Raw genomic sequence first — 22,988 nt, 5'->3', positions numbered from 1 at the left:
AGGGAATGACTGCTGTTATGTCCACGATCAAGCGAGTTTCTAACGATCCATACCAGTGGATCATTGAACCTGAGAATGTATCTCTCATCGCCAACCAGGCTAAGACAATTCCGCTTGAATGGATCACACCTGAGAAGAATGACGTCACACCTGAGATGGAAGCATATCTCAGACCTCTTATAATCGGCGAGGTTTCCCTTCAGTACAAGGATGGACTTCCTATGTACCTGCCGGTAAACCACCTGCTTTAAAGGATAAAATATCCCTAACACCTCAATATCTGTGGTATTAGGGATATTTTTTATAATTCACTCAAGGAACGAACCAAATACGTCTATCCTTTACTGTAGATTCGTGTATCCGAGCAGCAGCTCTTCTACTGCCATGGCGGCCTCGCGGCCTTCGCGGATGGCCCATACGACCAGTGACTGTCCTCTGTGCATGTCTCCGGCTACGAATACCTTTGGAACATTTGTTGTATATGAGTTTGGACATGGAGTCTTGACATTTGTTCTCTCGTTGAGTTCCACGCCAAAGCTCTCTGCCACATATGTCTGACATCCGAGGAATCCGGCTGCGATGAGTACCACATCACAGTCAACGATATACTCGCTTCCCTCTATCTCTGTCATAGTCATTCTTCCTGTCTCAGGATTCTTCTTCCAATCGAGCTTCACACACTTGGCTGCCTTGACATTTCCGTCCTTGTCCTTGATGAATTCCTTGACTGTAGTCTCATATATTCTAGGATCATGTCCGTATACTGCTATTGCCTCTTGCTGACCGTAGTCTGTCTTGCAGATCTTCGGCCATTCTGGCCATGGATTGTCTGGTGTTCTTGTATCAGGTGCCTTTGGCATCATCTCAAGCTGTGTAACGCTGACAGCGCCCTCGCGGACTGCTGTTCCCACACAGTCATTTCCTGTATCACCACCACCGATGACGAGAACATTCTTGCCTTTACAATTCACGAACTGCTTGTCAGCAAAGCCCGAATTTACAAGGCTCATTGTCGTAGTCTTGAGGAAATCAACAGCGAAGTAGATTCCCTTTGCATCCCTTCCAGGTGCTTTTATATCTCTTGGATTGGCTGCACCACAGGCAAGCACAACTGCGTCGTATTCCTTGAGCAGATCCTCAGCCTTCACATACTTGAGGTTCTTGTTCTTAAGATAACCTGTCATCTGATCATCCTTCGGACACACAGCCTTCGCAGATGCCTTTCCGGTTGCAACCTCTGTGTTCAGTACGAACTTTATTCCTCTCTTCTTCATGACATCTATTCTTCTGTCTATGATCTGCTTCTCAAGCTTCATGTTTGGGATACCATACATGAGAAGTCCGCCCGGTCTGTCACTTCTCTCATACACAGTCACGTCGTGGCCTCTGCCGATCAGCTGGTCTGCCACGGCCAGTCCCGAAGGACCTGAACCTATGACTGCCACCTTCTTGCCTGAGTGAACCTTTGGCTGTTTATCATTTACAAGGTCATTTGCAAATGCATACTCTATGATGGCTCTCTCGTTCTCACGGACCGACACTGGATCACCGTTTAAGTTACAGGTACATGCCTTCTCACAGAGAGCCGGGCACACACGGCTTGTAAACTCAGGGAAACAGTTGGTCTTGCTGAGTCTTGCAAATGCCTGCTCAAGATTGTCGTTATAGAGCATATCATTCCACTCTGGGATCAGGTTGTTCAGCGGACAGCCCGATGTCATTCCGCATATGTTCATACCTGCCTGGCAGAATGGAACGCCACAGTCCATACATCTTGCAGCCTGCTTTCTCTGCTCATCACGGCTAAGCGGAGTGTGGAATTCATTGAAATTCTTGATTCTGTCCTTAGGAGCAAGCTCTGCGCTTGTCTTTCTCTCATATTCTAAAAATCCAGTTGGTTTTCCCATTCCTACTTACCTCCGTTCTTAACCTTGTAGAATGCTTCGATAGCTGCCTTCTCGCGGCTCAGACCCTTCTCCTCAAATGCAACTATCATATTCATCATCTTCTTGTAATCCTTTGGTATGATCTTCTTAAACTTTGGAAGATATCCCTCAAAGTCCTCAAGAATCCTCTTGCCTATCTCTGAATTTGTATAATTTACATGATCCATGATGAGCTGCTTCAGCTCGCTCACCTCGTACTTGTCTGTCACAGCCTCTATGGATATCATCTCTTTGTTAAGTCTCTTGTACAGATCGTTGCCCATATCAAGTACATATGCGATACCACCGCTCATTCCGGCTGCAAAGTTCTTGCCTGTTGTTCCAAGAACTACTACTTTACCACCTGTCATGTACTCACATCCGTGATCGCCAACACCCTCAATGACCGCCGTGGCACCAGAGTTACGAACTGCAAATCTCTCGCCGGCAACACCGTTGATGAATGCCTTACCACTTGTGGCACCGTACAGTGCAACGTTTCCTATGATGATGTTATCCTCATGCTTGTACTTAACTGAACGAGGCGGATAAACTATCAGCTTACCACCTGACAGACCCTTGCCGAAGTAATCGTTGCTGTCGCCCACCAGCTCAAGTGTAAGTCCCTTTGGAATAAATGCTCCAAAGCTCTGTCCGCCGGCGCCGTTGCATTTGACGATGTATGTGTCCTCATCAAGTGACTCGCCGTACTTCTTTGTGATCTCTGAACCGAATATCGTTCCAACAGATCTGTCTGTGTTGACCACATCAAGCTCAACGCTCTTCTTCTGTCCCTTCTCAAGTGCAGGTCCAAGCTTCTTCATGAGAATTCTCATATCTACTGTCTTCTCAAGCTGGAAGTCATAGACATTCTTCTCGTGATACTTTACCTTGTTCTGTGGCATATCTATATAAGGATTGTTAATTATCTTATCAAGGATGACATTTCTCTCATCTGCTCTGTCGCTGCTCATGAGGAGATCTGAACGTCCAACCAGCTCATCGACTGTTCTGACGCCGAGCTTGCTCATGTACTCTCGAAGCTCCTCTGCTATGAACAGCATGAAGTTCTTCACGTACTCAGGCTTACCTCTGAATCTCTTTCTGAGTTCTGGGTTCTGAGTTGCTATTCCGACAGGACATGTGTCAAGGTTACATACCCTCATCATGACACAACCCATTGTTACAAGCGGTGCTGTTGCAAATCCAAATTCCTCAGCTCCGAGCATTGCAGCTATCGCAACGTCACGGCCTGTCATCAGCTTACCGTCTGCCTCAAGGATGACCTTATTTCTGAGATCATTCATGATAAGTGTCTGATGTGTCTCTGCAAGTCCAAGCTCCCAAGGGAGTCCTGCGTAATGGATGGAGTTGTTAGGTGCTGCTCCTGTTCCTCCGTCATAACCTGAGATCAGGATGACCTGTGCTCCGGCCTTTGCAACACCGGCCGCTACTGTACCTACACCAGCCTCAGACACAAGCTTTACTGATATTCTCGCATCACGGTTTGCATTCTTGCAGTCGTAGATGAGCTGTGCAAGATCCTCTATCGAATATATATCGTGATGTGGTGGTGGAGAGATAAGGCTTACTCCCGGTGTCGAAAGTCTTGTCTTTGCGATCCATGGATATACCTTTCCGCCAGGGAGATGTCCGCCCTCTCCAGGCTTTGCTCCCTGTGCCATCTTGATCTGTATCTCCTTGGCACTCACAAGGTATCTCGATGTAACGCCAAATCTTCCTGATGCTACCTGCTTGATGGCTGAGCATCTATTCTTGCCATCCTTGCCGATCGTAAGTCTCTCTATCGACTCACCGCCCTCTCCTGAATTGGACTTACCGCCCAGCTCGTTCATGGCGATGGCCATACACTCATGTGCCTCCTGTGATATACTTCCGTAACTCATGGCACCAGTCTTGAATCTCTTCACAATCTCGCTTGCAGGCTCGACCTCATCGAGTGGAACCGGCTTGTCAGCGAACTTGAAGTCCATGAGACCTCTCAGGTGGAATGGCTTCTGCTCATCGTGGAGCGCTGCTGTGTACTGCTTGAACAGCTTGTAATCGCCGCGCCTTGTAGACTCCTGAAGAAGATGTATAGTAACAGGATTGTACAGGTGCTCCTCCTTGCCGCTTCTGAACTTGTGTGCACCGATGCTTGTAAGGGCAAGGTTTGTGTTAAGTCCAAGCGGATCAAATGCTGATGAGTGAAGATCATCAACTGTCTTCTCAAGCTCCTTTATACCAGAACCGCCAACACGGCTTACTGTATTTGTAAAGTATCTGTCCACAACGTCCTTTGAAAGACCGATACACTCAAATATCTGTGATCCCATGTATGACTGGATCGTTGATACACCCATCTTGGATGCGATCTTTACTATTCCGTGACATATTGCACTGTTGTAATCATCGACAGCCGCATTGAAATCCTTGTTCAGCAGATGCGAATCTACCATCTGCTTGATCGTCTCTATTGCCAGATATGGATTGACTGCACATGCACCATATCCGAGAAGTGTTGCAAAGTGGTGAACATTTCTTGGATCAGCACTCTCAAGGATGATCGCAACCGCTGTTCTCTTCTTGGTTCTTACCAGGTGCTTCTGCATAGCTGATACTGCAAGGAGTGATGGTATTGCAACATGGTTCTCATCCACACCTCTGTCTGAGAGGATGAGGATATTTACACCGTCCCTGTAGAGCTTGTCGGCCTCGATAAACAGTCTGTCGAGAGCCTTCTCCATGGATGTATTCTTATAATAAAGAATAGGAAGTGTCGCAACCTTAAGGCCAGGAACATTCATATTCTTGATCTTCAAAAGATCCGTATTTGTCAGTATTGGATGGTTGATCTTCAGCACATGACAGTTCTCCGGCTTCTCCTCGAGGATGTTTCCGTCCTTTCCGAGATATACCGATGTGGATGTGACAACTTCCTCTCTGATCGCATCGATAGGTGGGTTTGTAACCTGTGCAAATAACTGCTTGAAGAAGTTGAACAGTGGCTTGTGGCTGTTCGAGAGAACTGCAAGTGGTGTATCAGTACCCATGGCACTGATTGCCTCTGCACCTTTCTCTGCCATAGGATATATGGTATTCTTGAAATCCTCGTAGGTATATCCAAATGCCTTCTGAAGTCTTGCTCTCTCCTCGTCTGTATACTCCTGAACTCTGATATTCGGAATCTTCAGATCAGCGAGATGTACAAGATTGCTGTCTACCCACTCTCCGTAAGGCTTTGCCAGCGCGTATTTCTCCTTGATCTCCTCATCAGATATAAGACGTCCATTCACTGTGTCGACAAGAAGCATCTTGCCAGGTCTGAGTCGGTCTTTCTTTACGATCTTGGATGGATCTACGTCCAGAACTCCGACCTCTGATGAAAGTACAAGGTAATCATCATCTGTGATATAGTATCTCGATGGTCTCAGTCCGTTTCTATCAAGAACTGCTCCCATGAGCTCACCGTCTGTAAATAATATAGAAGCAGGGCCATCCCAAGGCTCCATCATGGTTGCATAGTACTGATAGAAATCCTTCTTCTCCTGACTCATGGCTCTGTCGTTCTCCCATGGTTCAGGGATCGTGATCATGACAGCCATAGGAAGCGGTATTCCGTTGAGCACGAGGAACTCAAGACAATTGTCAAGTCTTGCTGAATCCGATCCATCCGGATCAAGAACAGGCATAACCTTGTACATCTCATCCTGCATGATGGTCGACTCCATAGTCTCCTCACGGGCGATCATCTTGTCCTCATTTCCTCTTATTGTATTGATCTCACCATTGTGGCACAGATATCTGTATGGATGAGCTCTGAGCCATGATGGTGTTGTATTCGTTGAAAATCTTGAATGAACAAGTCCTATGGCTGACTCATAGTCAGGATCCTGAAGGTCGTTGTAGAACTTTCTGAGTTCACCGACAAGGAACATTCCTTTATATACTATAGTCTTGCTGGAAAGTGATGGAACATACGTGTCATCATTGCTCTCCTCAAATATTCGTCTGACGAAGTAGAGCTTTCTGTCGAAGTCCATACCGGCCTTCACTGTCTCAGGTCTTCTGATGAATGCCTGCATGATGCATGGCATGACATCTATTGCCTTCTTGCCAAGGATTCCAGGTGTTGTAGGAACCTCTCTCCAGCAAATGAACTCCAGTCCTTCCTTCTCCACTATGACCTCAAACATTTTCATAGCCTGCTTGCGCGCCAGCTCCTTCTGTGGAAAGAAGAACATTCCTATTCCATAATCGCCTTCCTTTCCAAGGTCATATCCAAGCTCTGCTAAAGCCTTGGTGAAGAACTTATGTGATATCTGAAGGAGTATACCTACACCGTCTCCGGTCTTGCCCTCTGCGTCCTTTCCTGCTCTGTGCTCAAGATTCTCAACAATCTTGAGTGCATTGTTCACTGTGTCATGTGTCTTTATACCCTTGATATTGACAACGGCACCGATACCACAGTTATCGTGCTCAAAGCTTGGGTCGTATAATCCGGTATTCTCCGCTCTCTTATTCTCAATCATGTCCTGTTCCGTCCTTTCCATGTTTTTGTCATTCACAACGATATTTTGCTTTTAGCTTTTGTTTCTCAAGTAAATATTGTTATTTTTGTGTTTTTCTCAAGTCGTTTATCGTTTTTGATATATTACTACCATTTACACTGTTTGTAAACAACTTTTTTCAATAAATTATCTGACAGTTTTCGATTAAAAAACAATGATCTGTAATGTATATACAATTCTTTATGTTGTAGCCTTTCTTTAAGCATCGGATGTCTCATATCCCAATGTCTCCGATGCATAAAAAAAGGAAGCCCCATATCTGAAGCTTCCTTGCTTAATTATTATGTTTAGTTTTTTATTCCTCGACGATCATTCCCTTTGGAGGAGTTGTTATCGTCCTAAGATCTCCATCCTCGTCGCTTCCATCTGATATTCCATCACCCGGAGCCTCCGTCGTCACCTTGACCTTCTGTGACTTAACACCTGATATGCTCTCTATATTGCTGCTTATCTGCTTTACTGTGCCTGATATGACGTATTTGTCAGCACCATACAGATATTCATGTAATGCCTCCACATTGGATGCCATATCAGCAGCCACAAGGCAGTTACCCTTGTCCGAGAGTTCCTTTGCCTCATATGCAAATGGGAATCCTGCGGTATCTACAACCTTATATCCAGCCACACTCTTGACAAGAGCATGTATATCGTCCTTGTTAAGACTTGTTGATATACATTTAAATGAAACATCAACAAATGAATCAAGTGAACCTGTGTCTGCGCTAAGCAGCTTGTCTATAACCTTCATGAGGACTATTCTCTGTCTCTCGGTTCTTGTTATATCTCCCTGGCCAGTGGATCGTATTCTTGAATATGCAACTGCCTGCTGTCCATCAAGAGTATACTCTCCTGCCTCAGTTATTCCTGATGAATATTTGCCTGACAGGCTTATCTGCTCTGCAAGGTTCTTATTGAAGTTGTTCACCTCTTCATCAATGACCTTGACATCAACGCCTCCAACAGCATCGATTATACTTGCCATTGCACTGAAATCAACTGCCACATAATCTGTGATATTCAGGTCGAGATTGGTATTCAGTGTGTTGATGGCTGTAACCGCACCGCCGAGCTGGTATGCGTAATTCACCTTCTGTGTGGTATCCATGGAACCGCTTGCTATCTCCATCAGAGTATCTCTGTATACAGATACAAGCTTGATCTCCTTGGTGCTCTCATTGATGCTCACTATCATTATACTGTCACTGTTAGTTCCTGAATTCATATTCGAATCTCTGGAATCCACTCCGTAGAGTGCAATGGCACGATATCCCTTGGTCGCATCCTTGACACCGTCATTGACAAGTATCTGATCTGCACTTATCTCATTGATATCCATCTCATTGTACTTCATTCTGGCATAATTCTTGACATATATTATACATATGAGTATAAACAGTGCAAGCAGGACAAAGAACGCTATCGCCCACACTCTTGTACTGATGTTAAGCTTCTTTCTCTCCGGATTGACAACCTTTGGATCAGCCTCATCGAGAAGGTTCTCCCTGAAGAACTTTTCGCTGTCTGACTCCTCGTCCTCCTCAGGCTCTTCCTCATCATCCTCAAGCTCCACTTCATCGAAGCCCAATGCTTTGCCTATGTCTCCAAGTCCCAGATCAGCCGTATCTGATTCCGAATAACTGAGCTTATCCTCATCAATATCCTTCTCCATACGCTCAAGCTCATCCATGTCCAGCATGTCATCTGTTCTTCGGGATGATACTGTCGAAGCCTCTACCACAGGCTCTGCCTCTGCAGCTTCCTCGACCTCATCGTCAAGGACAGGCTCCGTATTCTTCTCCAGAATATCTGCCGGCTCAGTCTTCTGTTCATGCTCTTCTACTGGCTGTGTGGCAGTTTCTACAACTTCCGCATCACTCTCCTGCGGCTCAGTGATCTTGTTATCTTCCTCAACAGGCTCTTCCTTTTTCTCAGCTTCTTTCATCTGCTGGCGGCGCTCAAGCTCCTGCTGAACCTTAAGCTTTCTTGCCTCTTCGCGGGCATTCTGCTCTCTCTCGAGCTCCAGCCTCTCAACCTCAGCCTTTGCCTTTGCAACATTTCTCTGGGTGCGTTCCCACGCCTCACGTCTAAGCTCCTCATGTCTTGTCTGCACATCTGTCTCAATATTGTCAACTTCTCTGAGCAGATTGTCCACAGATGAGCTTCCTGTGCTCTGTATACTCCTGCGTGGTCTCTGGGCAGCTTTTGAAGGTCTCTGCACGGTACTCTGATTGCTCTGTGTCCTCGGTACAGTGCCCTGTGTCCTCTTCACCGGACCTCTGTCCACAGCTCTGTCTGCTACAGGCTGTCCGGTCTGTCTCTGCTTTGCCCGGGCCTCACTCTTCACTCTTCTTGCCCTGCTGTCCTCGTGATAATACTCGTCATAATTCTCTTCCGGCTTCACAGGTCTGGAAATATTCTTCTGAGTCTTCTTCTCCGGCTTCTTTTCCGGTCTCTTATCAGCCTTTCTCTCCGGCTCAGGATCACGCCTTTTTTCTTTCTTCTTTTTATCCCCGAACAACAATGATCCTATCAATCCACCATCATCAAGATAATCATCATCGTCATCCAGCCAATCCATGTCCTCATCGTACCTGGATCTCATTCCATTTTTCTTCTTATTATCCATTGGAACTCCTTTTTCAAATATCTAAAAATGTCGTTACCTCGCTCTATAATACATTATATTTTTTCCTTTTACAACATGTATTATATCTTAATTAGTATAAACACCTTCATATTAACACTATTTTATTTGACACATGATGTATAAAAAAGTATACTCGTATTAATAATGTCTAAATATCAATGCTTATTTTTTAAGGAGCAGGAAATGGATAATAACAATATTACTTTGTCGGTGGTTATGCCCGCCTACAATGAAGAACAGCACATCATAGATAATCTTCTTGAGACTAGCCGAATACTCAGCCGTTTTCTTCATCGTTATGAGATAATCGCTGTGAATGACGGCAGCAAGGACTCCACAGGCAAACTTATTGCCGAGGCAGCCGAAATGGATTCTCATATTGTAGATACAGGATATGATGTCAATCAGGGAAAGGGACATGCTATCACAACCGGAATTGCCAAAGCTTCCGGCAAATATATAGCATTCCTTGATTCAGACCTTGAACTGAGTCCATCTCTTCTCAAGCCATTTATGAAGCAGATGAGGGACACCGGTTCTGACATAGTCATAGGATCAAAGCTTCACCCTGAATCCAAGCTTGATTATCCTCCTATTAGAAGAGTCATGAGCTACAGCTATTATATTATGCTCAAAATGCTGTTTCATCTTGGTATCCATGACACCCAGACCGGTATAAAGCTTTTCAAAGCAGAAGTCATAAAGCCGATTGCCGAGAACCTTTCCATATCGGGCTATGCTTTTGATATTGAAATTCTTGTGGCTGCACACAGACAGGGATATTCGATATCCGAAGCTCCTATCGTCCTGAATTACAGCAGGGACGATGCAGCAGATGGAAGAAGGATCAAGATCAAGGACATTTGGAAGGTATTCACAGACACTATTGAGATCAAGAAGAAATATCATTAATTTAGGGATTATACACGGATAGAGAAAATAAATACAAACTACACATTTATTAAGGAGATTTTTATGAATTACGAAAACGCTTACAAGCTTCTCGAAGAAAAAGGACAGCTACACTTATTAAAGTATTATGATACTCTCAGCGAGGCTGAACAGGCAGCACTCATGAACCAGATCAGTGAAATTGATTTCTCACTTATCGATATGATCGGACACAATTCATCAGGAAGTGATTCTGATATCGCTCCCGTTGCAGCTCTCCAGATGGACAGCATTGCAGAAAAGTATGATATATACAAGAACGCAGGCCTTGAAGCCATCAAAGCTGGCGATCTGGCACTGGTCCTCCTGGCAGGTGGTCAGGGCACCCGTCTTGGATTCTCCGGTCCTAAGGGAACCTTCAACGTCGGTGTCACCAAGGATATGTTTATATTCCAGCTTCTCATCGAGCACACCCTCGATATTGTGAAGATGGCAGATACCTGGATCCATTTCTTCATCATGACCAATGAGAAGAACCACGATGACACAACATCATTCTTCAAAGAGCATGACTACTTCGGTTACAATCCTGAATATGTTCATTTCTTTAAACAGGAAATGGTTCCTTCAGTGGACTTCAACGGCAAGATATATCTCGAGGAGAAGGGAAAGGTTGCCATGTCTCCTAACGGCAACGGTGGATGGTTCTCATCCCTCTGCAAGGCAGGCCACCTCGACAAGCTCACGAAATACGGAATCAAGTATATAAATGTATTCTCAGTTGACAATGTACTTCAGAGAATTGCAGACCCAGTATTCCTCGGAGCAGTTCTCACAGAGGGCTTCCTCTCCGGCGGAAAGGTTGTCAAAAAAGCATACCCTGACGAGAAGGTTGGCGTCCTGTGTACTAACCACGGAAAGCCATATATCGTCGAGTATTATGAACTCACAGATGCCATGCGTGATGAGCGCGATGCCAACGGCGATTACGCTTACAACTATGGAGTTACATTAAACTATATCTTCCCGGTTGACAGACTGATGAAGATCATGAATGAAAGTATGCCTCTCCACATCGTCAAGAAGGCTATCCCTTATGTCGGTGAGGATGGAGAGATCGTCAAGCCATCAGAGCCAAACGGCTACAAATTTGAGACACTGGCCCTCGATATGATCGCTTATATGGGAACATGTCTTCCATTTGAGGTCGACAGAGAGAAGGAATTTGCTCCTATAAAGAATGCTACAGGAAATGATTCTATAGACTCAGCCAGAGAGCTCCTCAAAAAGAACGGCTACACACTTTAATCCATGAATATATAACAAAATAACAGGTCGATGGTATATGCCATCGACCTGTTATTTTTATTCTGCCTCATTCTTCTGCTGTTTTTCTTTTTCTCTTCGGAATATCTCATCTATCGCTTCCCTGACAAGCTCTGACATAGATACCTGTCGCACCGCCGCACATTCACTGAGCTTCCGATGAGTATCTGTATCTATCCTAAGTCTCAGGATCGTATCTTTTCTCTTTTCCGTCGGCCTTCCCGGGCCTCTCTTCTTATTGCCATCCGTCATTTCTTTTCTCCGCCATATAATTTATTCCTATCAGAACAGATATTTTACAACACCATTTACCGCATAACACATGAAGTAAAAGCAGCTTCTTATAACTCCATATCCAACTTTTCTGTATACGGCAAATGTCTTTTTTGCAGACGACAGTTTTGAACCAGACTTACTGTTTCTCATCTGCCTGTATAATAGCAACGGCTCATTTATCGCAACCGAGCTTCCGTATTCCTTCAGTATCTGCAACCAGCAAATATAATCCTCATGGATATCGTCGTTGCCCATCGGATATCTGAGTGCAACCTGTCTGTCCATCACAACCGATGAACAATTGATCACATTTCCTCTGAGCAGCATCTTATAGGTGACCTTTTCAGGAACTCCGATCACTTTTCCCGTTCTGGATCCGTCTTCGTTCACAAGCTCCCTGGCCGTAGAACACAGAACCGCACCTGTCTGCTCCATAAGCTTCAACTGTTTAGCCAGTTTATCAGGCTGCCACTGATCATCCGAATCTATAAATGCAACGTATCTGCAAGTTGCAGCCGCAACCCCGCGGTTACGCGAAGCTGCAACTCCCATATTTTTTTCATTTCTGATGATATTCACACGGTCATCTTCCGCGTATCCATCAAGTGCTCCTGTCAGATCATCCGTCGAACAGTCATCAACTATTATGACCTCCACAGGAATCCCCTGCTTCATAACTGAATCCACCGCAGAATAAATGGTTCTGCTGCTGTTATACGCCGGAATTATCACCGATACTTTTTCTCCAGTCATCACACACACCTACATCGATATATATCGCTTATTATTTATCTGTTTTCTGCACAGTCTTTCCGAGGTCATAGAATGCATCCTCAGACTCATCAAGCCCTTCCGGCTTCACATTTACAGGTGAAGGTATCTGTACCTTCTCGCCATCCCTGAGTGCCGTGGTCATATTTGATGCGATTCCCTCTGATGTCTCCTTCTGGAACATGATCTTTACCGTCAGGAGCATCAGCTTGAGATCAAGCCATATTGAATACTGCTCATAATAGGTAAGATCCAGCTTAACCTTATCTCTAGGGGTTGTGTTGTATTTGCCGTAAACCTGTGCATATCCCGTAAGTCCGGCCTTCATCTTGAGTCTGTAGTCAAACTCAGGGAATGTCTTTTTATAAAGCTCGGCGATCTCCGGTCTCTCAGGTCTCGGTCCGACAAGTGACATATCACCCTTGAGTACGTTGAAAAGCTGTGGCAGTTCATCAAGATGCAGCTTTCTGAGCCATTTTCCCACAGGGGTTATTCTGTCATCATCCTTCTTTGCAAGCTGTGCTCCACCTGCCTCGGAGTCCATCTTCATACTTCTGAACTTGATGATCTTGAACACCTTGCCATTCAGTGTCAATCTGTCCTGCTTGTAGAATATCGGTCCTCTGTCATACAGCCATATCGCAAGTGCTGATATGAGCATAAATGGTGAAGCTATGACAAGCAGTATAAATCCACATATAACATCCATGATCCTCTTAATGATCATATCGTCACCGGTAAGTCCCTGATTTCGTGATAAGAGGATAGGCGTATCGAACAAATGAATAGGCTCAGCTCCTAATATGATTATGTCGGAAAGCTTTGGCACAACATACGATCTGATGGAGTGTTCAAAACAATACTTCACAAGCTCATTTCTTATATAAGCCTTTGTCTCGCAAATGATTACTCCATCGTACTGGAGTATCTTCTCCTTGATCGCCTGCTCGCCCTCGCTGACATGTATTCTGTCTTCTATTACATACTTGTCCTTACGGGCATTGATCTTGTCTATGAACTCTATCGGAGTCTTATATCCATATACCAGCAGCAGATGCCTTGGCGGATACATCTTCGCATACAAAAATCTACACGCAAATATCCAAATCAATATCACTATCGTTTCAAGCCCGGTTACCTTTAACAATGGTACCGGATTTACATAGTCACGACAGATTATACAGAGCTGCAGGTAACCAACTACATTGGCACACACGAGAGCCAGCAGCTGTGAGTAAACTATATCAAGCAGTCTGAAGAATCCGACTCTGTAACCACCATAAAGCTTGGTGAAAAGTATGATGATTATTCCATACATTCCGATAACTGCCCAGTTTCCTCTTCTCCAGAACGGAAGCGTAAGCGTTACCTCATAGTCCCGGTACCACATGAGTCCAAACAGCACCAGCTCCACAGCGATGAGTACACAGGCCTCACCCACTGTTATGAGACGTTTGTATCTGTCCCTCTTTCTAACTCTTCTGTTTTCTTCCATATTTATAGCATCTCCCTAAGCATCTTGTTGACAGATCCAGGATCTGCTTTACCCTTCATAGCTTTCATAACCTGTCCGACAAGTGCTCCGAGAGCCTTCTCCTTGCCGCCTCTGTAATCATCAACAGCCTTTGGATTGTTATCTATGGCTACCTGACATGCCTCCTTAAGTGCATTGTCATCCTGAACAGTTGCAAGTCCGTTATCCTTGACATACTTCTCAGGATCTATATTATCTGCAAATATCTTTTCGAACACTTCCTTTGCAACACCGCCATTGATAACCCTGTCATCAACAAGCTTGATGAGCTTCGCAAGATTCTCCGCTGAAAACTTCAGGTCTTCCGCATCAACACTGTTCTCCTTCATCAGTCTCATGGTCTCTCCCATGATCCAGTTGGAAACCTTCTTTGCAGGTGCTCCCAGTGCAATCGCGTCCTCAAACAGATCTGCCAGCTTCTTGGAGGCCGTGATGATGTCTATATCATAGTCAGGAATCGCATATTCCTCTTTGTATCTTATCTTCTTCTCGTCTCTGAACTCAGGCTGTGCATCCCTTACCTGCTGGAGCCACTCATCGCTGATGTGGATAGGTACAAGGTCAGGATCAGGGAAATATCTGTAATCCTGTGCATCCTCCTTGGATCTCATAGGATATGAATACTCCTTAGTATCATCCCATCTTCTTGTCTCCTGGACAACATTTTCACCAGACTCGATGAGATCGATCTGTCTCTCTCTCTCATTCTCTATGGCTCTGGCAATGGCCTTGAATGAGTTCAGGTTCTTGGTCTCTGTACGTGTGCCAAACTCCTCTGAGCCAACCTCTCTGATCGAAAGATTGACATCAGCACGCATGGATCCCTCATTCAGCTTACAGTCTGAAGCTCCGAGATACTGTATCGTCTCCCTGAGCTTTTCAAGATATGCTATTACATCCTCCGCAGATCTCATGTCAGGCTCAGATACTATCTCTATAAGAGGCACACCTGAACGGTTGAAATCCACAAGTGAGCTGTCTGTATATGGATCATGGACAAGCTTACCTGCATCCTCCTCCATATGTATCTCATGGATCCTCACATATTTCTTAACTCCGTCAACCTCTATCTCAACCTTACCATCCCTGCATATTGGATAGTAGAGCTGTGATATCTGGTAGTTCTGTGGGTTGTCCGGATAGAAATAGTTCTTTCGGTCAAACTTGCAATTCTGTGTGATAGTGCAGTTTGTTGCAAGACCAACCGCAATCGCTTTATTCACAACCTCTTTGTTAAGTACCGGAAGTGAGCCCGGCATTCCTGTACATACAGGACATGTATGTGTATTAGGAGCTCCTCCAAATGCTGTGCTGCAGCCGCAGAATATCTTTGTCTTGGTCGCAAGCTCTACATGGACCTCAAGTCCGATGACTGTCTCATATGTCTTTGCCATCTCTTACAGCCCCCTTTCTGAAACCTGTGCAGGTCTCTTGTACTCTCTAGTCTGCTCAAATGCATACGCTGCCCTAATAATGGTCTTTTCGTCAAATGCATCTCCAACCATCTGCACACCTATAGGCATTCCATCCTTATCAGTTCCACATGGAAGTGATATTCCCGGAAGTCCTGCAAGATTTACAGGGACTGTGTACACATCTCCCAGATACATCTTGATAGGATCTGAGAGTGACTCTCCCATCTTCAGTGCTGTTGTAGGTGCAACAGGTCCGAGAATGATATCATACTTCTCAAACGCCTTGTCATACGCCTGTTTGATGAGCGCCTTTGCCTTGAGGGCCTTTACATAATATGCATCGTAATAGCCTGAACTCAGCACAAATGAACCGAGCATGATTCTTCTCTTGACCTCAGGGCCAAATCCTTCTGAACGGCTCTTCTTGTACATGTTGTGAAGATCTGTGTACTCTGGTGTTCTGTAACCATATTTTACACCGTCGAATCTCTCAAGGTTAGAACTTGCCTCCGCCGATGCAATGATATAGTAAGCAGGAATAGCATACTCAACCATTCCAAGATCAAACTCCTCAACAATAGCTCCCTTTGCCTTCAAAGCCTCAGCTACTCCATACACGGCTTCCTTTATCTCAGGCTCAAGTCCCTCTGTGAAATAGTCTCTTGGAAGACCGATCTTAAGGCCTTTCACATCATCCACAAGTGCGCTTGTAAAATCATTGTCATCTCTGTTAACTGATGTTGAATCCTTCTTGTCATACTGTGATATGATCTCAAGGATCGTCGCACAGTCCTCTACATTCTTCGCAAGTGGTCCGATCTGGTCAAGTGATGAACCGTATGCTATAAGTCCGTATCTTGACACTCTTCCATAGGTTGGCTTGATTCCGGTAACACCGCAGAATGAAGCCGGCTGTCTGATAGATCCACCGGTATCTGAACCGAGGGCACATGGCACCTCCTCACCGGCAACTGCTGCCGCTGATCCACCTGATGAACCACCTGGAACTCTATTTGTATCCCATGGATTTCTTGTCTCACCAAAATATGATGTCTCGGTTGTACTTCCCATGGCAAACTCATCCATGTTGGTATGTCCTACTATAACCGCTCCTGCTTCCTTGAGCTTCACAACGGCCTCAGCTGTATATGTCGGAACAAAATTTGACAGAATCTTGGATGAACAGCTTGTCTGCACACCCTCCTGGCACATATTGTCCTTTATTGCTATCGGAACTCCTGCAAGAGGACCATTGAGCTCTCCCGCATCTATCTTCTTCTGCACTTCCTCCGCCTGGGCAAGTGCTCCTTCACGATCAACCGTGACAAAACTATTATAATCTTTCTCGCACGCCTCGATGCTGTCAAGACAGGCCTGTGTCGCTTCAACTACGCTCACCTGTCCATCTTTAATAGCTTTTCCCAGCTCTACAGCCGTCATACCCATTAAATTCACTTCAGCCTACCTCCTAGTCAAATGTCTTTGGCACCTTGTAGCAGCCATCCTTCTGCTCTGGCGCATTCTTCAGCATGTTCTCTCTGTCGTCTCCATTTACAACAACGTCCTCACGGAACACATTGTTGTATGGGAATGTATGGCTCATAGCCTCCACACCGTCTGTATTAAGTTCATTCAGTTTGCTGACATAATCAAGCATGTCTGACATATCCTTCTTTGCCTGCTCCTTCTCCTCCGGGGAGAGCTCAAGCTTTGCAAGGATTCCAACATAATCAATTGTTTCATCAGTTATCGTCATGTTCTTGTTCTCCTATCTTTAATGAGCAAAAATAAAGAATGTGCCTTCTTATTATTCTGTGTCAAATAATGTAAACACATTCTCCCGCCATGGTATTTTGTACTACAAAATTCCCCTAAAATATATCACATCCTGGGATATTATGCAAGACTATGGGCATTTTTACCTGTATTACGCAAAACACCGCCATGTAAAACGCTGCATACATGGCGGTGCTGTAACTCTATTTAAATTATATACAGTACTAACTGTATTTTACTAATGTCTCCCTGGCCTGACTATCTCCTGAACACGACCAAGCTGTAGCCCAGCTCTATGTCCTATTTCAATAGAATATGTCTACTTTCTTATTTTTTTATATATTAATATCCCCGCACTTCCCATAAGCGCCAGAATGACCACACCTGCCACTTCTTTCACGGGCAGCCTGTCACCAGTATCTGGATGTCTCACCGGCGGAGTGCTGCGCGTAGTTGTCATGGTTATTGTCGTTCCTGTTGTGCTCCATGTAGTACGTTCCGTGGTCGACTCTGTAGTTGTACCCGTCGTAGTTTCTGTTGAGGTATCCTCTGTTGTTGTTCCTGTTGTTGATTCTGTTGTCGTGTCTTCCGTTGTGGTATCTTCTGTTGTGGTATCTTCTGTTGTGGTATCTTCTGTTGTCGTGTCCTCTGTCGTCGTGTCTTCTGTTGTGGTATCTTCCGTTGTCGTATCCTTTGTCGTTGTGTCTTCCGTGGTTGTGTCTTCGGTTGTCGTGTCCTCCGTTGTCGTATCTTCGGTTGTCGTATCTTCGGTCGTCGTACCCTCTGTCGTTGGCTCTTCATCCAGGAAATCATTTCCCGGTACTCTGTGGAACTCTCCTCCGTTTGAGAATACTTCACTCACCACACAACCATCCCAGTTGTGTCCGAGATTTACCGCTGCCTCTGGAGCTATCACTGTTCCAAATCCCCTGCCCGCAAATGTTATGCTTCCGCCAAATTGTCCATCTGCTGCCGAGCTGTCATAGAAGTTAAAATACATTCTGTTGTAGGCATTATAAAAATTACCATTATCGTTTGCCTTTGCATCGCTCTTGCTTCCAAGTATCAGATCGCCCAGAACAGCATTCTGGATACCTGCCAGATCAATATTCATGAGCAGCACCGTATCATCACCATAATCCGGGAACTCAAAATATATCGGATTTGTGCCCGCGGCGAGCTGACTGTAATCCATGGATACCACATGCAGTCCGCTACCATTTACTGACACACTTCTATCGTTCATATCACCTGTTATATCAACATCCACAGTACCCTCTGTGTCTGCATAAGTCCTAAGTTTCTGACTATAGTCAATAAACTTTCTCTGTATATCAGCCATATCTGCATATTTAGAATATTCACCATCATCTTCAATTTCTGCATCGGTTCTGACATTTGCCGGACTGTCAAGCTTTGTCTGGGTACCATCATTCATGCGGATATATATTTCACCGCCATCTGCTCTCCTGACTTTCGCTCCTGTATAAAGCATATCAGTTCCTGCATCCGACACACAGCCACACATCCGTTCAGCATTTTCAAAGTAGAATTCCTCATATACTCCATACGAATTTCTGAGTCCCGAGTTTGAATTTGCACTGAGTGTCCTTGTGATAAAGTTACTGTGAAGATGTGTCTGTGCATACAGTGTGTCAAAACATATCACACCAAAGTCCCCCATTAGCTCCGTTGCAGAGCTGCTTTGCAGCATATAACTGCCATCATCCGCCTTTGCAAGTGCTCCTATAGTCCCCGCCGTCACGCAAAGCACAAAAACCATCGCCACTGCAACTGCTATGAGCTGCATAGTCTGAAAGCACATCCCATTATCATGGTTACCTCTCATTCAATGTCCGCCTTAACTATTTCGTCTCAAATACATAGTATTCAACAGACTTCCCGCATATTCGTTATAATAAAAAAATCCCCGAACAGATTCGACATAATTTTCACTATGTCTTATCCATCCGGGGATGAGCCAGGCAGGTCAGAATGGTCTCTCAGGATCAACAATATGCCTTATATTCCTATCCACATATATCGATGTCTCCACTGACCAGTCGTATGCCGGTCTGTCATGAAATGGTCCCACATAAGCATATCCCGCAATCTGTCATGACAGCTCAGCCACCAGATACGGATATCTCTCAATATCTGAATTTTTATCCTTACCAGGCTTTGACTGCTTTGTCACTTTTGCCCGCCTCCGTGTTCTTAAGTCTTTACTCTATGATACTCACTATCTCCTCAGAGTCAGCCCTGACTTTATATGTCTCACCTATGTCAAGTTTGTCATATATAGACTTTTCAACTTTATATGTCTTTTCCTTATCCTTCACTTCACATGTGACTTCATATTCAACTGATTTTTTCCTTAGCCTCTCCTTGTCTGTGAGCTGGGGATCTGGGTATTCCGGTGTCTTTCCACCGCCCTCGGCGGTCTCCGTCCTGTCGTACTTCCACCGCCATATTGTATAATAATACTTCGTCCTGTATATAGGCTTATCTCTATACACCGGAACAGACCTCGTTCTCGTCACATATCCATAATCGTCCACATCATTTGCAACTTCAGAGAAGGTTCCATCTCCATTGTCCTCATAGCTGTACTCCACATGGGAACCTATCACCTCATATGAATCATAGGTCTCCTCACGCTCACCAACATATTCCTGTTCAGTATGGTGCACCTCTTGTTTCGTGGTCTTTAGCGTGGCACCCTCGGGGAGTTCCCAGTCGTCTTCATCACACAGAATATATTTCTCCACATCAACACTGGTCTTCCATGTCATATCCCTGACTGTGACTGTCCTCTTCTTTGGCATGGCTATGATCGCCGTAAGTCCGATTATAGCCGCTATCACAAGCATGCCGATCAGCACTATCTTCCATGCTCCAAATGAATGTCCTCTTTTCCGATTGCCCTGCCCGCCTTTTTGTCCGTCGGCAGCCGTTCCTGTACCTGATGCATTCCTGGCATTCCTTGCGTCCTGCTCTTTCCTGACGTCAAAATACCCCTTATCCTTCGCACCTCGTTCAGCACCGCAGCTGCTGCACCGTGTGTTAAGAGCTGAATTGTAATTGCCACAATGATCACATAACCAGTCGGCACCTTTTCCCTTTGTCTGACTCTCCTCCGCGGGCAAATACCGCACTCCATCCATATAGAACTTAACTTCCTGTCCCCTCGGCTTTCCGCAGGACGGACACTCACGCTTCGTTCCTTCTATATGTTTCGTACTACAATATGGGCAGTCTCAATACCCCATTACAAGTTTTCCCATACGCAATATCCTCCCCATATATACTACAGATAACTTACCTGCGCAGCAACATCGTAATCATGTGGTGTCTTGTTGTCAGTCTTGTGTCCAACGGCAAGAGCTATCTGGAATGAATATCCCTTCGGTATTGCAAGTGCCTTGTCAAAATATGCTTTCTTCTCCCCGTGAAGTGCATCATACACGCAACCGATTATCAGATTTCCGAGCCCCATGCTCTCTGCCGCTATAGCCATATTCTGAACTGCAATTCCTGAATCCACCTTGCTCCACTTGAAGTCATCCTCAGCGCTTAAGAATATGAGCACCGGAGCCTCATAATAGAAATTGTGAGGCTGCTTATCCTGTCCGCGAAGTGCACGCTTCTCTGCATCAAGCTCTTCCAGAATTGGAGCATCACCCTTAACAACTGTAAAATGTATCTCTTTCTTATTCATACCTGTAGGTCCCTGAAGCCCAGCCTCGATGACCTTCTCAAGCTGCTCCTTCATAACCTCTTCATCACTGTATGCTCTCGCTGAGCTTCTCTTTTTTATTACCTCTAATACCTGATTATCCATTGTCTTTTACCTCCTATTCTGTCATTCCTATACCGTTATCTCTATCTGATTATCCTCTATGCAGACCACACAGCTCTCATAGTATCCATCGCCTGTCGTCCGCGGTCCACTTGTCACCTCATAGCCATCCTCCGCAAGCTGTCTGGTAAGCTCATCAACTTTTTCTTTGCTTCCCACACTGAATGCTATATGTATCAATCCGGTTCTGTTAAGTGTCTTTTCAGAATCATCCATTCCCTGCCTGTTCATTATCTCAAGCCTTGCGCCATCATCAAATGTGAGAAAATATGAACGGAAGTCCGTCGTTTTATTATGATATCCCTCATTTGCTGATGCTCCCAGATATTTCTCAAAAAAATTCTTCGCAGCTTTAAGATCATTCACATACATCGCAACATGCTCAATTCTCATAAATGCAACTCCTCATTATCTTATACGCTACACTCAGATAGACAAACTACTATATGCATGCTGCTATAGGCATGCTATATAAGCTATTTTAACCCAATGCCACATTTTACACAATGGCATAAAAATATCACCTTTATCCATTTGTATGAATAAAGGTGATATCCCGTTAAAAGCAACGTCTGTAATCAGCCCGTTACACAATTTCATTCTTAGAGCATACCCTCAAGTGTCTCTCTGATAGCCTTGATAAAGTTCTCACTGTTGAGGACTGTTGGGTTCTCGAGAGTTGTGATGAGAGCCAGATCCTTTGTCATCTTGCCATCTTCTATAGTCTTGATGGTTGCAGCCTCGAGCTTGTCTGCAAAATCCTGAAGTGCCTGGATTCCATCAAGCTCTCCACGCTTTCTGAGTGCTCCTGACCATGCGAAGATAGTTGCAACTGAGTTGGTTGATGTCTCCTCACCGGCAAGGTGCTTGTAGTAATGTCTCATAACTGTTCCGTGTGCTGCCTCGTACTCATACTTTCCATCAGGGGATACGAGAACTGATGTCATCATGGCAAGTGAACCAAATGCTGATGAGATCATATCACTCATTACATCTCCATCATAATTCTTACATGCCCAGATGTAACCGCCTTCACTCTTCATAACACGGGCAACCGCATCATCTATAAGTGTGTAGAAGTACTCAATACCTGCTGCATCGAACTGCTCCTTATACTCTGCATCGAATATCTCCTGGAAGATATCCTTGAATGTATGGTCATACTTCTTTGATATGGTATCCTTTGTGGCAAACCACAGTGTCTGCTTGGTATCAAGCGCATACTTGAAACAGCTTCTTGCAAAGCTCTCAATAGACTTGTCCACGTTGTGCTGTCCCTGAAGAACACCAGGGCCATCAAACTTATGTATAGTCTCCTTTATAACCTGTCCGTCATCGCCTGTGAATACAAGCTCTGCAGTTCCAGGACCTGGAACATCGATCTCTACGCTCTTGTATACATCACCATATGCATGTCTTGCGATGGTGATAGGCTTCTTCCAGTTCTTAACACATGGCTCGATTCCCTTTACTACGATAGGTGCTCTGAACACTGTACCATCAAGGATCGCTCTGATGGTTCCGTTAGGGCTCTTCCACATCTCCTTGAGATTGTACTCCTTAACTCTTGCCGCATTAGGTGTGATAGTAGCACACTTTACAGCTACGCCATACTTCTGTGTTGCGTATGCTGAGTCAAATGTTACCTTGTCATCTGTCTCATTTCTATGTACAAGTCCAAGGTCATAGTACTCTGACTTGAGATCGATAAATGGATAAATAAGCTCATCCTTTATATACTGCCAGAGAATTCTGGTCATCTCATCTCCATCCATCTCTACAAGTGGTGTGGTCATCTGAATCTTTTCCATGTTTATGTCCTCCATTTTTATATTTCTTTTTTGAATTTTATTTTTGAATGTTTTTATAATTCTTTGAATTTTCTAAGTTATATTATATACCCTCTGCCGATTATAAACCATAAGTGGCTATATTTCTAGTTTTTTTGAATCATGCCTGCCATTTATTAATATTATTAAGCCCCATATGCTGAC

The 22,988-nt window shown here is 44.7% G+C and carries 16 protein-coding genes and 1 pseudogene; 3 read left to right on the top strand and 14 right to left on the bottom strand.

The window, feature by feature from the left end:
• A pseudogene (locus ABUA34_RS04885) lies at positions 1-251 on the top strand (6-phosphofructokinase); the annotation flags it as partial.
• Positions 252-341: 90 nt separating this feature from the next.
• Here the strand turns inward: ABUA34_RS04885 and ABUA34_RS04880 are convergent.
• From ABUA34_RS04880 to ABUA34_RS04870, 3 genes are all read right to left on the bottom strand, one after another.
• A complete protein-coding gene (locus ABUA34_RS04880; protein ID WP_015533221.1) occupies positions 342-1,907 on the bottom strand; it encodes a glutamate synthase subunit beta in 1,566 nt (521 codons plus the stop codon).
• A 2-nt stretch (positions 1,908-1,909) separates the two neighbouring features.
• Positions 1,910-6,457, bottom strand: coding sequence for a glutamate synthase large subunit (gltB, locus tag ABUA34_RS04875; protein WP_349822937.1), 4,548 nt, complete (start codon positions 6,455-6,457; stop codon positions 1,910-1,912).
• Positions 6,458-6,791: 334 nt separating this feature from the next.
• Positions 6,792-9,122, bottom strand: coding sequence for an LCP family protein (locus tag ABUA34_RS04870; protein ID WP_349822936.1), 2,331 nt, complete (start codon positions 9,120-9,122; stop codon positions 6,792-6,794).
• 204 nt (positions 9,123-9,326) lie between these two features.
• On the opposite strand from ABUA34_RS04870, the gene ABUA34_RS04865 reads away from it, so the two are divergent.
• Complete coding sequence (locus tag ABUA34_RS04865) at positions 9,327-10,055, top strand: glycosyltransferase (RefSeq protein WP_349822935.1); 729 nt, start codon at positions 9,327-9,329, stop codon at positions 10,053-10,055.
• A gap of 63 nt (positions 10,056-10,118) precedes the next feature.
• On the top strand, positions 10,119-11,342 hold the full coding sequence (locus ABUA34_RS04860; protein WP_349822934.1) for a UDPGP type 1 family protein: 1,224 nt from the start codon (positions 10,119-10,121) through the stop codon (positions 11,340-11,342).
• A 57-nt stretch (positions 11,343-11,399) separates the two neighbouring features.
• Here ABUA34_RS04860 and ABUA34_RS04855 read toward each other — a convergent pair whose 3' ends face one another.
• The 11 genes from ABUA34_RS04855 to ABUA34_RS04805 form a co-directional block, all read right to left on the bottom strand.
• The gene (locus ABUA34_RS04855; protein ID WP_022217155.1) at positions 11,400-11,612 is read right to left on the bottom strand and encodes a toxin-antitoxin system HicB family antitoxin; all 213 of its coding nucleotides are present in this window, start codon (positions 11,610-11,612) and stop codon (positions 11,400-11,402) included.
• Positions 11,613-11,642: 30 nt separating this feature from the next.
• Positions 11,643-12,389 carry a glycosyltransferase family 2 protein gene (locus ABUA34_RS04850; RefSeq protein WP_022217156.1) on the bottom strand — a complete coding sequence of 249 codons (747 nt, stop codon included), beginning with the start codon at positions 12,387-12,389 and terminating at the stop codon, positions 11,643-11,645.
• 31 nt (positions 12,390-12,420) lie between these two features.
• Positions 12,421-13,902: a sugar transferase gene (locus ABUA34_RS04845; protein ID WP_022217157.1), complete on the bottom strand. Its 1,482-nt coding sequence runs from the start codon at positions 13,900-13,902 to the stop codon at positions 12,421-12,423.
• A 2-nt stretch (positions 13,903-13,904) separates the two neighbouring features.
• A complete protein-coding gene (gene gatB / locus ABUA34_RS04840; RefSeq protein WP_022217158.1) occupies positions 13,905-15,335 on the bottom strand; it encodes an Asp-tRNA(Asn)/Glu-tRNA(Gln) amidotransferase subunit GatB in 1,431 nt (476 codons plus the stop codon).
• 3 nt (positions 15,336-15,338) lie between these two features.
• The gene (gene gatA, locus ABUA34_RS04835; protein WP_172676629.1) at positions 15,339-16,802 is read right to left on the bottom strand and encodes an Asp-tRNA(Asn)/Glu-tRNA(Gln) amidotransferase subunit GatA; all 1,464 of its coding nucleotides are present in this window, start codon (positions 16,800-16,802) and stop codon (positions 15,339-15,341) included.
• Between the two features lie 22 nt (positions 16,803-16,824).
• Positions 16,825-17,112: an Asp-tRNA(Asn)/Glu-tRNA(Gln) amidotransferase subunit GatC gene (gatC, locus tag ABUA34_RS04830; RefSeq protein ID WP_015533226.1), complete on the bottom strand. Its 288-nt coding sequence runs from the start codon at positions 17,110-17,112 to the stop codon at positions 16,825-16,827.
• 339 nt (positions 17,113-17,451) lie between these two features.
• The gene (locus ABUA34_RS04825) at positions 17,452-18,981 is read right to left on the bottom strand and encodes a hypothetical protein (protein WP_055143907.1); all 1,530 of its coding nucleotides are present in this window, start codon (positions 18,979-18,981) and stop codon (positions 17,452-17,454) included.
• Between the two features lie 376 nt (positions 18,982-19,357).
• Entirely contained in the window at positions 19,358-20,299 is a 942-nt protein-coding gene (locus ABUA34_RS04820; protein ID WP_349822933.1) for a zinc finger Ran-binding domain-containing protein, read from the bottom strand.
• 143 nt (positions 20,300-20,442) lie between these two features.
• Positions 20,443-20,976, bottom strand: a complete 534-nt coding sequence (locus tag ABUA34_RS04815; protein ID WP_015533229.1) for a nitroreductase family protein — start codon at positions 20,974-20,976, stop codon at positions 20,443-20,445.
• 27 nt (positions 20,977-21,003) lie between these two features.
• Positions 21,004-21,387 (bottom strand): VOC family protein, encoded by a 384-nt coding sequence (locus tag ABUA34_RS04810; RefSeq protein ID WP_022217162.1) that lies wholly within the window; start codon positions 21,385-21,387, stop codon positions 21,004-21,006.
• Between the two features lie 209 nt (positions 21,388-21,596).
• Positions 21,597-22,805, bottom strand: coding sequence for an NADP-dependent isocitrate dehydrogenase (locus ABUA34_RS04805; RefSeq protein WP_015533231.1), 1,209 nt, complete (start codon positions 22,803-22,805; stop codon positions 21,597-21,599).
• Positions 22,806-22,988: the final 183 nt, after the last annotated feature.

Origin of the sequence: Coprococcus sp. RTP21428st1_C9_RTP21428_210409, assembly GCF_040227395.1 — a bacterium.
Lineage (GTDB): Bacteria > Bacillota > Clostridia > Lachnospirales > Lachnospiraceae > Coprococcus > Coprococcus aceti.
The sequence above is the reverse complement of the archived record's forward strand: the minus strand, read 5'-3'. Positions and strand labels throughout refer to the sequence as shown.

Excerpts from the sequence above, each read along its gene's own strand:
- ABUA34_RS04820 (WP_349822933.1), bottom strand. The coding sequence starts at position 20,299 with ATGGATGGAGTGCGGTATTTGCCCGCGGAGGAGAGTCAGACAAAGGGA.
- ABUA34_RS04865 (WP_349822935.1), top strand. The coding sequence starts at position 9,327 with ATGGATAATAACAATATTACTTTGTCGGTGGTTATGCCCGCCTACAAT.
- ABUA34_RS04855 (WP_022217155.1), bottom strand. The coding sequence starts at position 11,612 with ATGACGGATGGCAATAAGAAGAGAGGCCCGGGAAGGCCGACGGAAAAG.
- ABUA34_RS04845 (WP_022217157.1), bottom strand. The coding sequence starts at position 13,902 with ATGGAAGAAAACAGAAGAGTTAGAAAGAGGGACAGATACAAACGTCTC.
- gatB (WP_022217158.1), bottom strand. The coding sequence starts at position 15,335 with ATGGCAAAGACATATGAGACAGTCATCGGACTTGAGGTCCATGTAGAG.
- gatC (WP_015533226.1), bottom strand. The coding sequence starts at position 17,112 with ATGACGATAACTGATGAAACAATTGATTATGTTGGAATCCTTGCAAAG.
- ABUA34_RS04850 (WP_022217156.1), bottom strand. The coding sequence starts at position 12,389 with ATGACTGGAGAAAAAGTATCGGTGATAATTCCGGCGTATAACAGCAGC.
- ABUA34_RS04805 (WP_015533231.1), bottom strand. The coding sequence starts at position 22,805 with ATGGAAAAGATTCAGATGACCACACCACTTGTAGAGATGGATGGAGAT.
- ABUA34_RS04810 (WP_022217162.1), bottom strand. The coding sequence starts at position 21,387 with ATGAGAATTGAGCATGTTGCGATGTATGTGAATGATCTTAAAGCTGCG.
- ABUA34_RS04870 (WP_349822936.1), bottom strand. The coding sequence starts at position 9,122 with ATGGATAATAAGAAGAAAAATGGAATGAGATCCAGGTACGATGAGGAC.
- gltB (WP_349822937.1), bottom strand. The coding sequence starts at position 6,457 with ATGATTGAGAATAAGAGAGCGGAGAATACCGGATTATACGACCCAAGC.
- gatA (WP_172676629.1), bottom strand. The coding sequence starts at position 16,802 with ATGGGTATGACGGCTGTAGAGCTGGGAAAAGCTATTAAAGATGGACAG.
- ABUA34_RS04815 (WP_015533229.1), bottom strand. The coding sequence starts at position 20,976 with ATGGATAATCAGGTATTAGAGGTAATAAAAAAGAGAAGCTCAGCGAGA.
- ABUA34_RS04880 (WP_015533221.1), bottom strand. The coding sequence starts at position 1,907 with ATGGGAAAACCAACTGGATTTTTAGAATATGAGAGAAAGACAAGCGCA.
- ABUA34_RS04825 (WP_055143907.1), bottom strand. The coding sequence starts at position 18,981 with ATGAGAGGTAACCATGATAATGGGATGTGCTTTCAGACTATGCAGCTC.
- ABUA34_RS04860 (WP_349822934.1), top strand. The coding sequence starts at position 10,119 with ATGAATTACGAAAACGCTTACAAGCTTCTCGAAGAAAAAGGACAGCTA.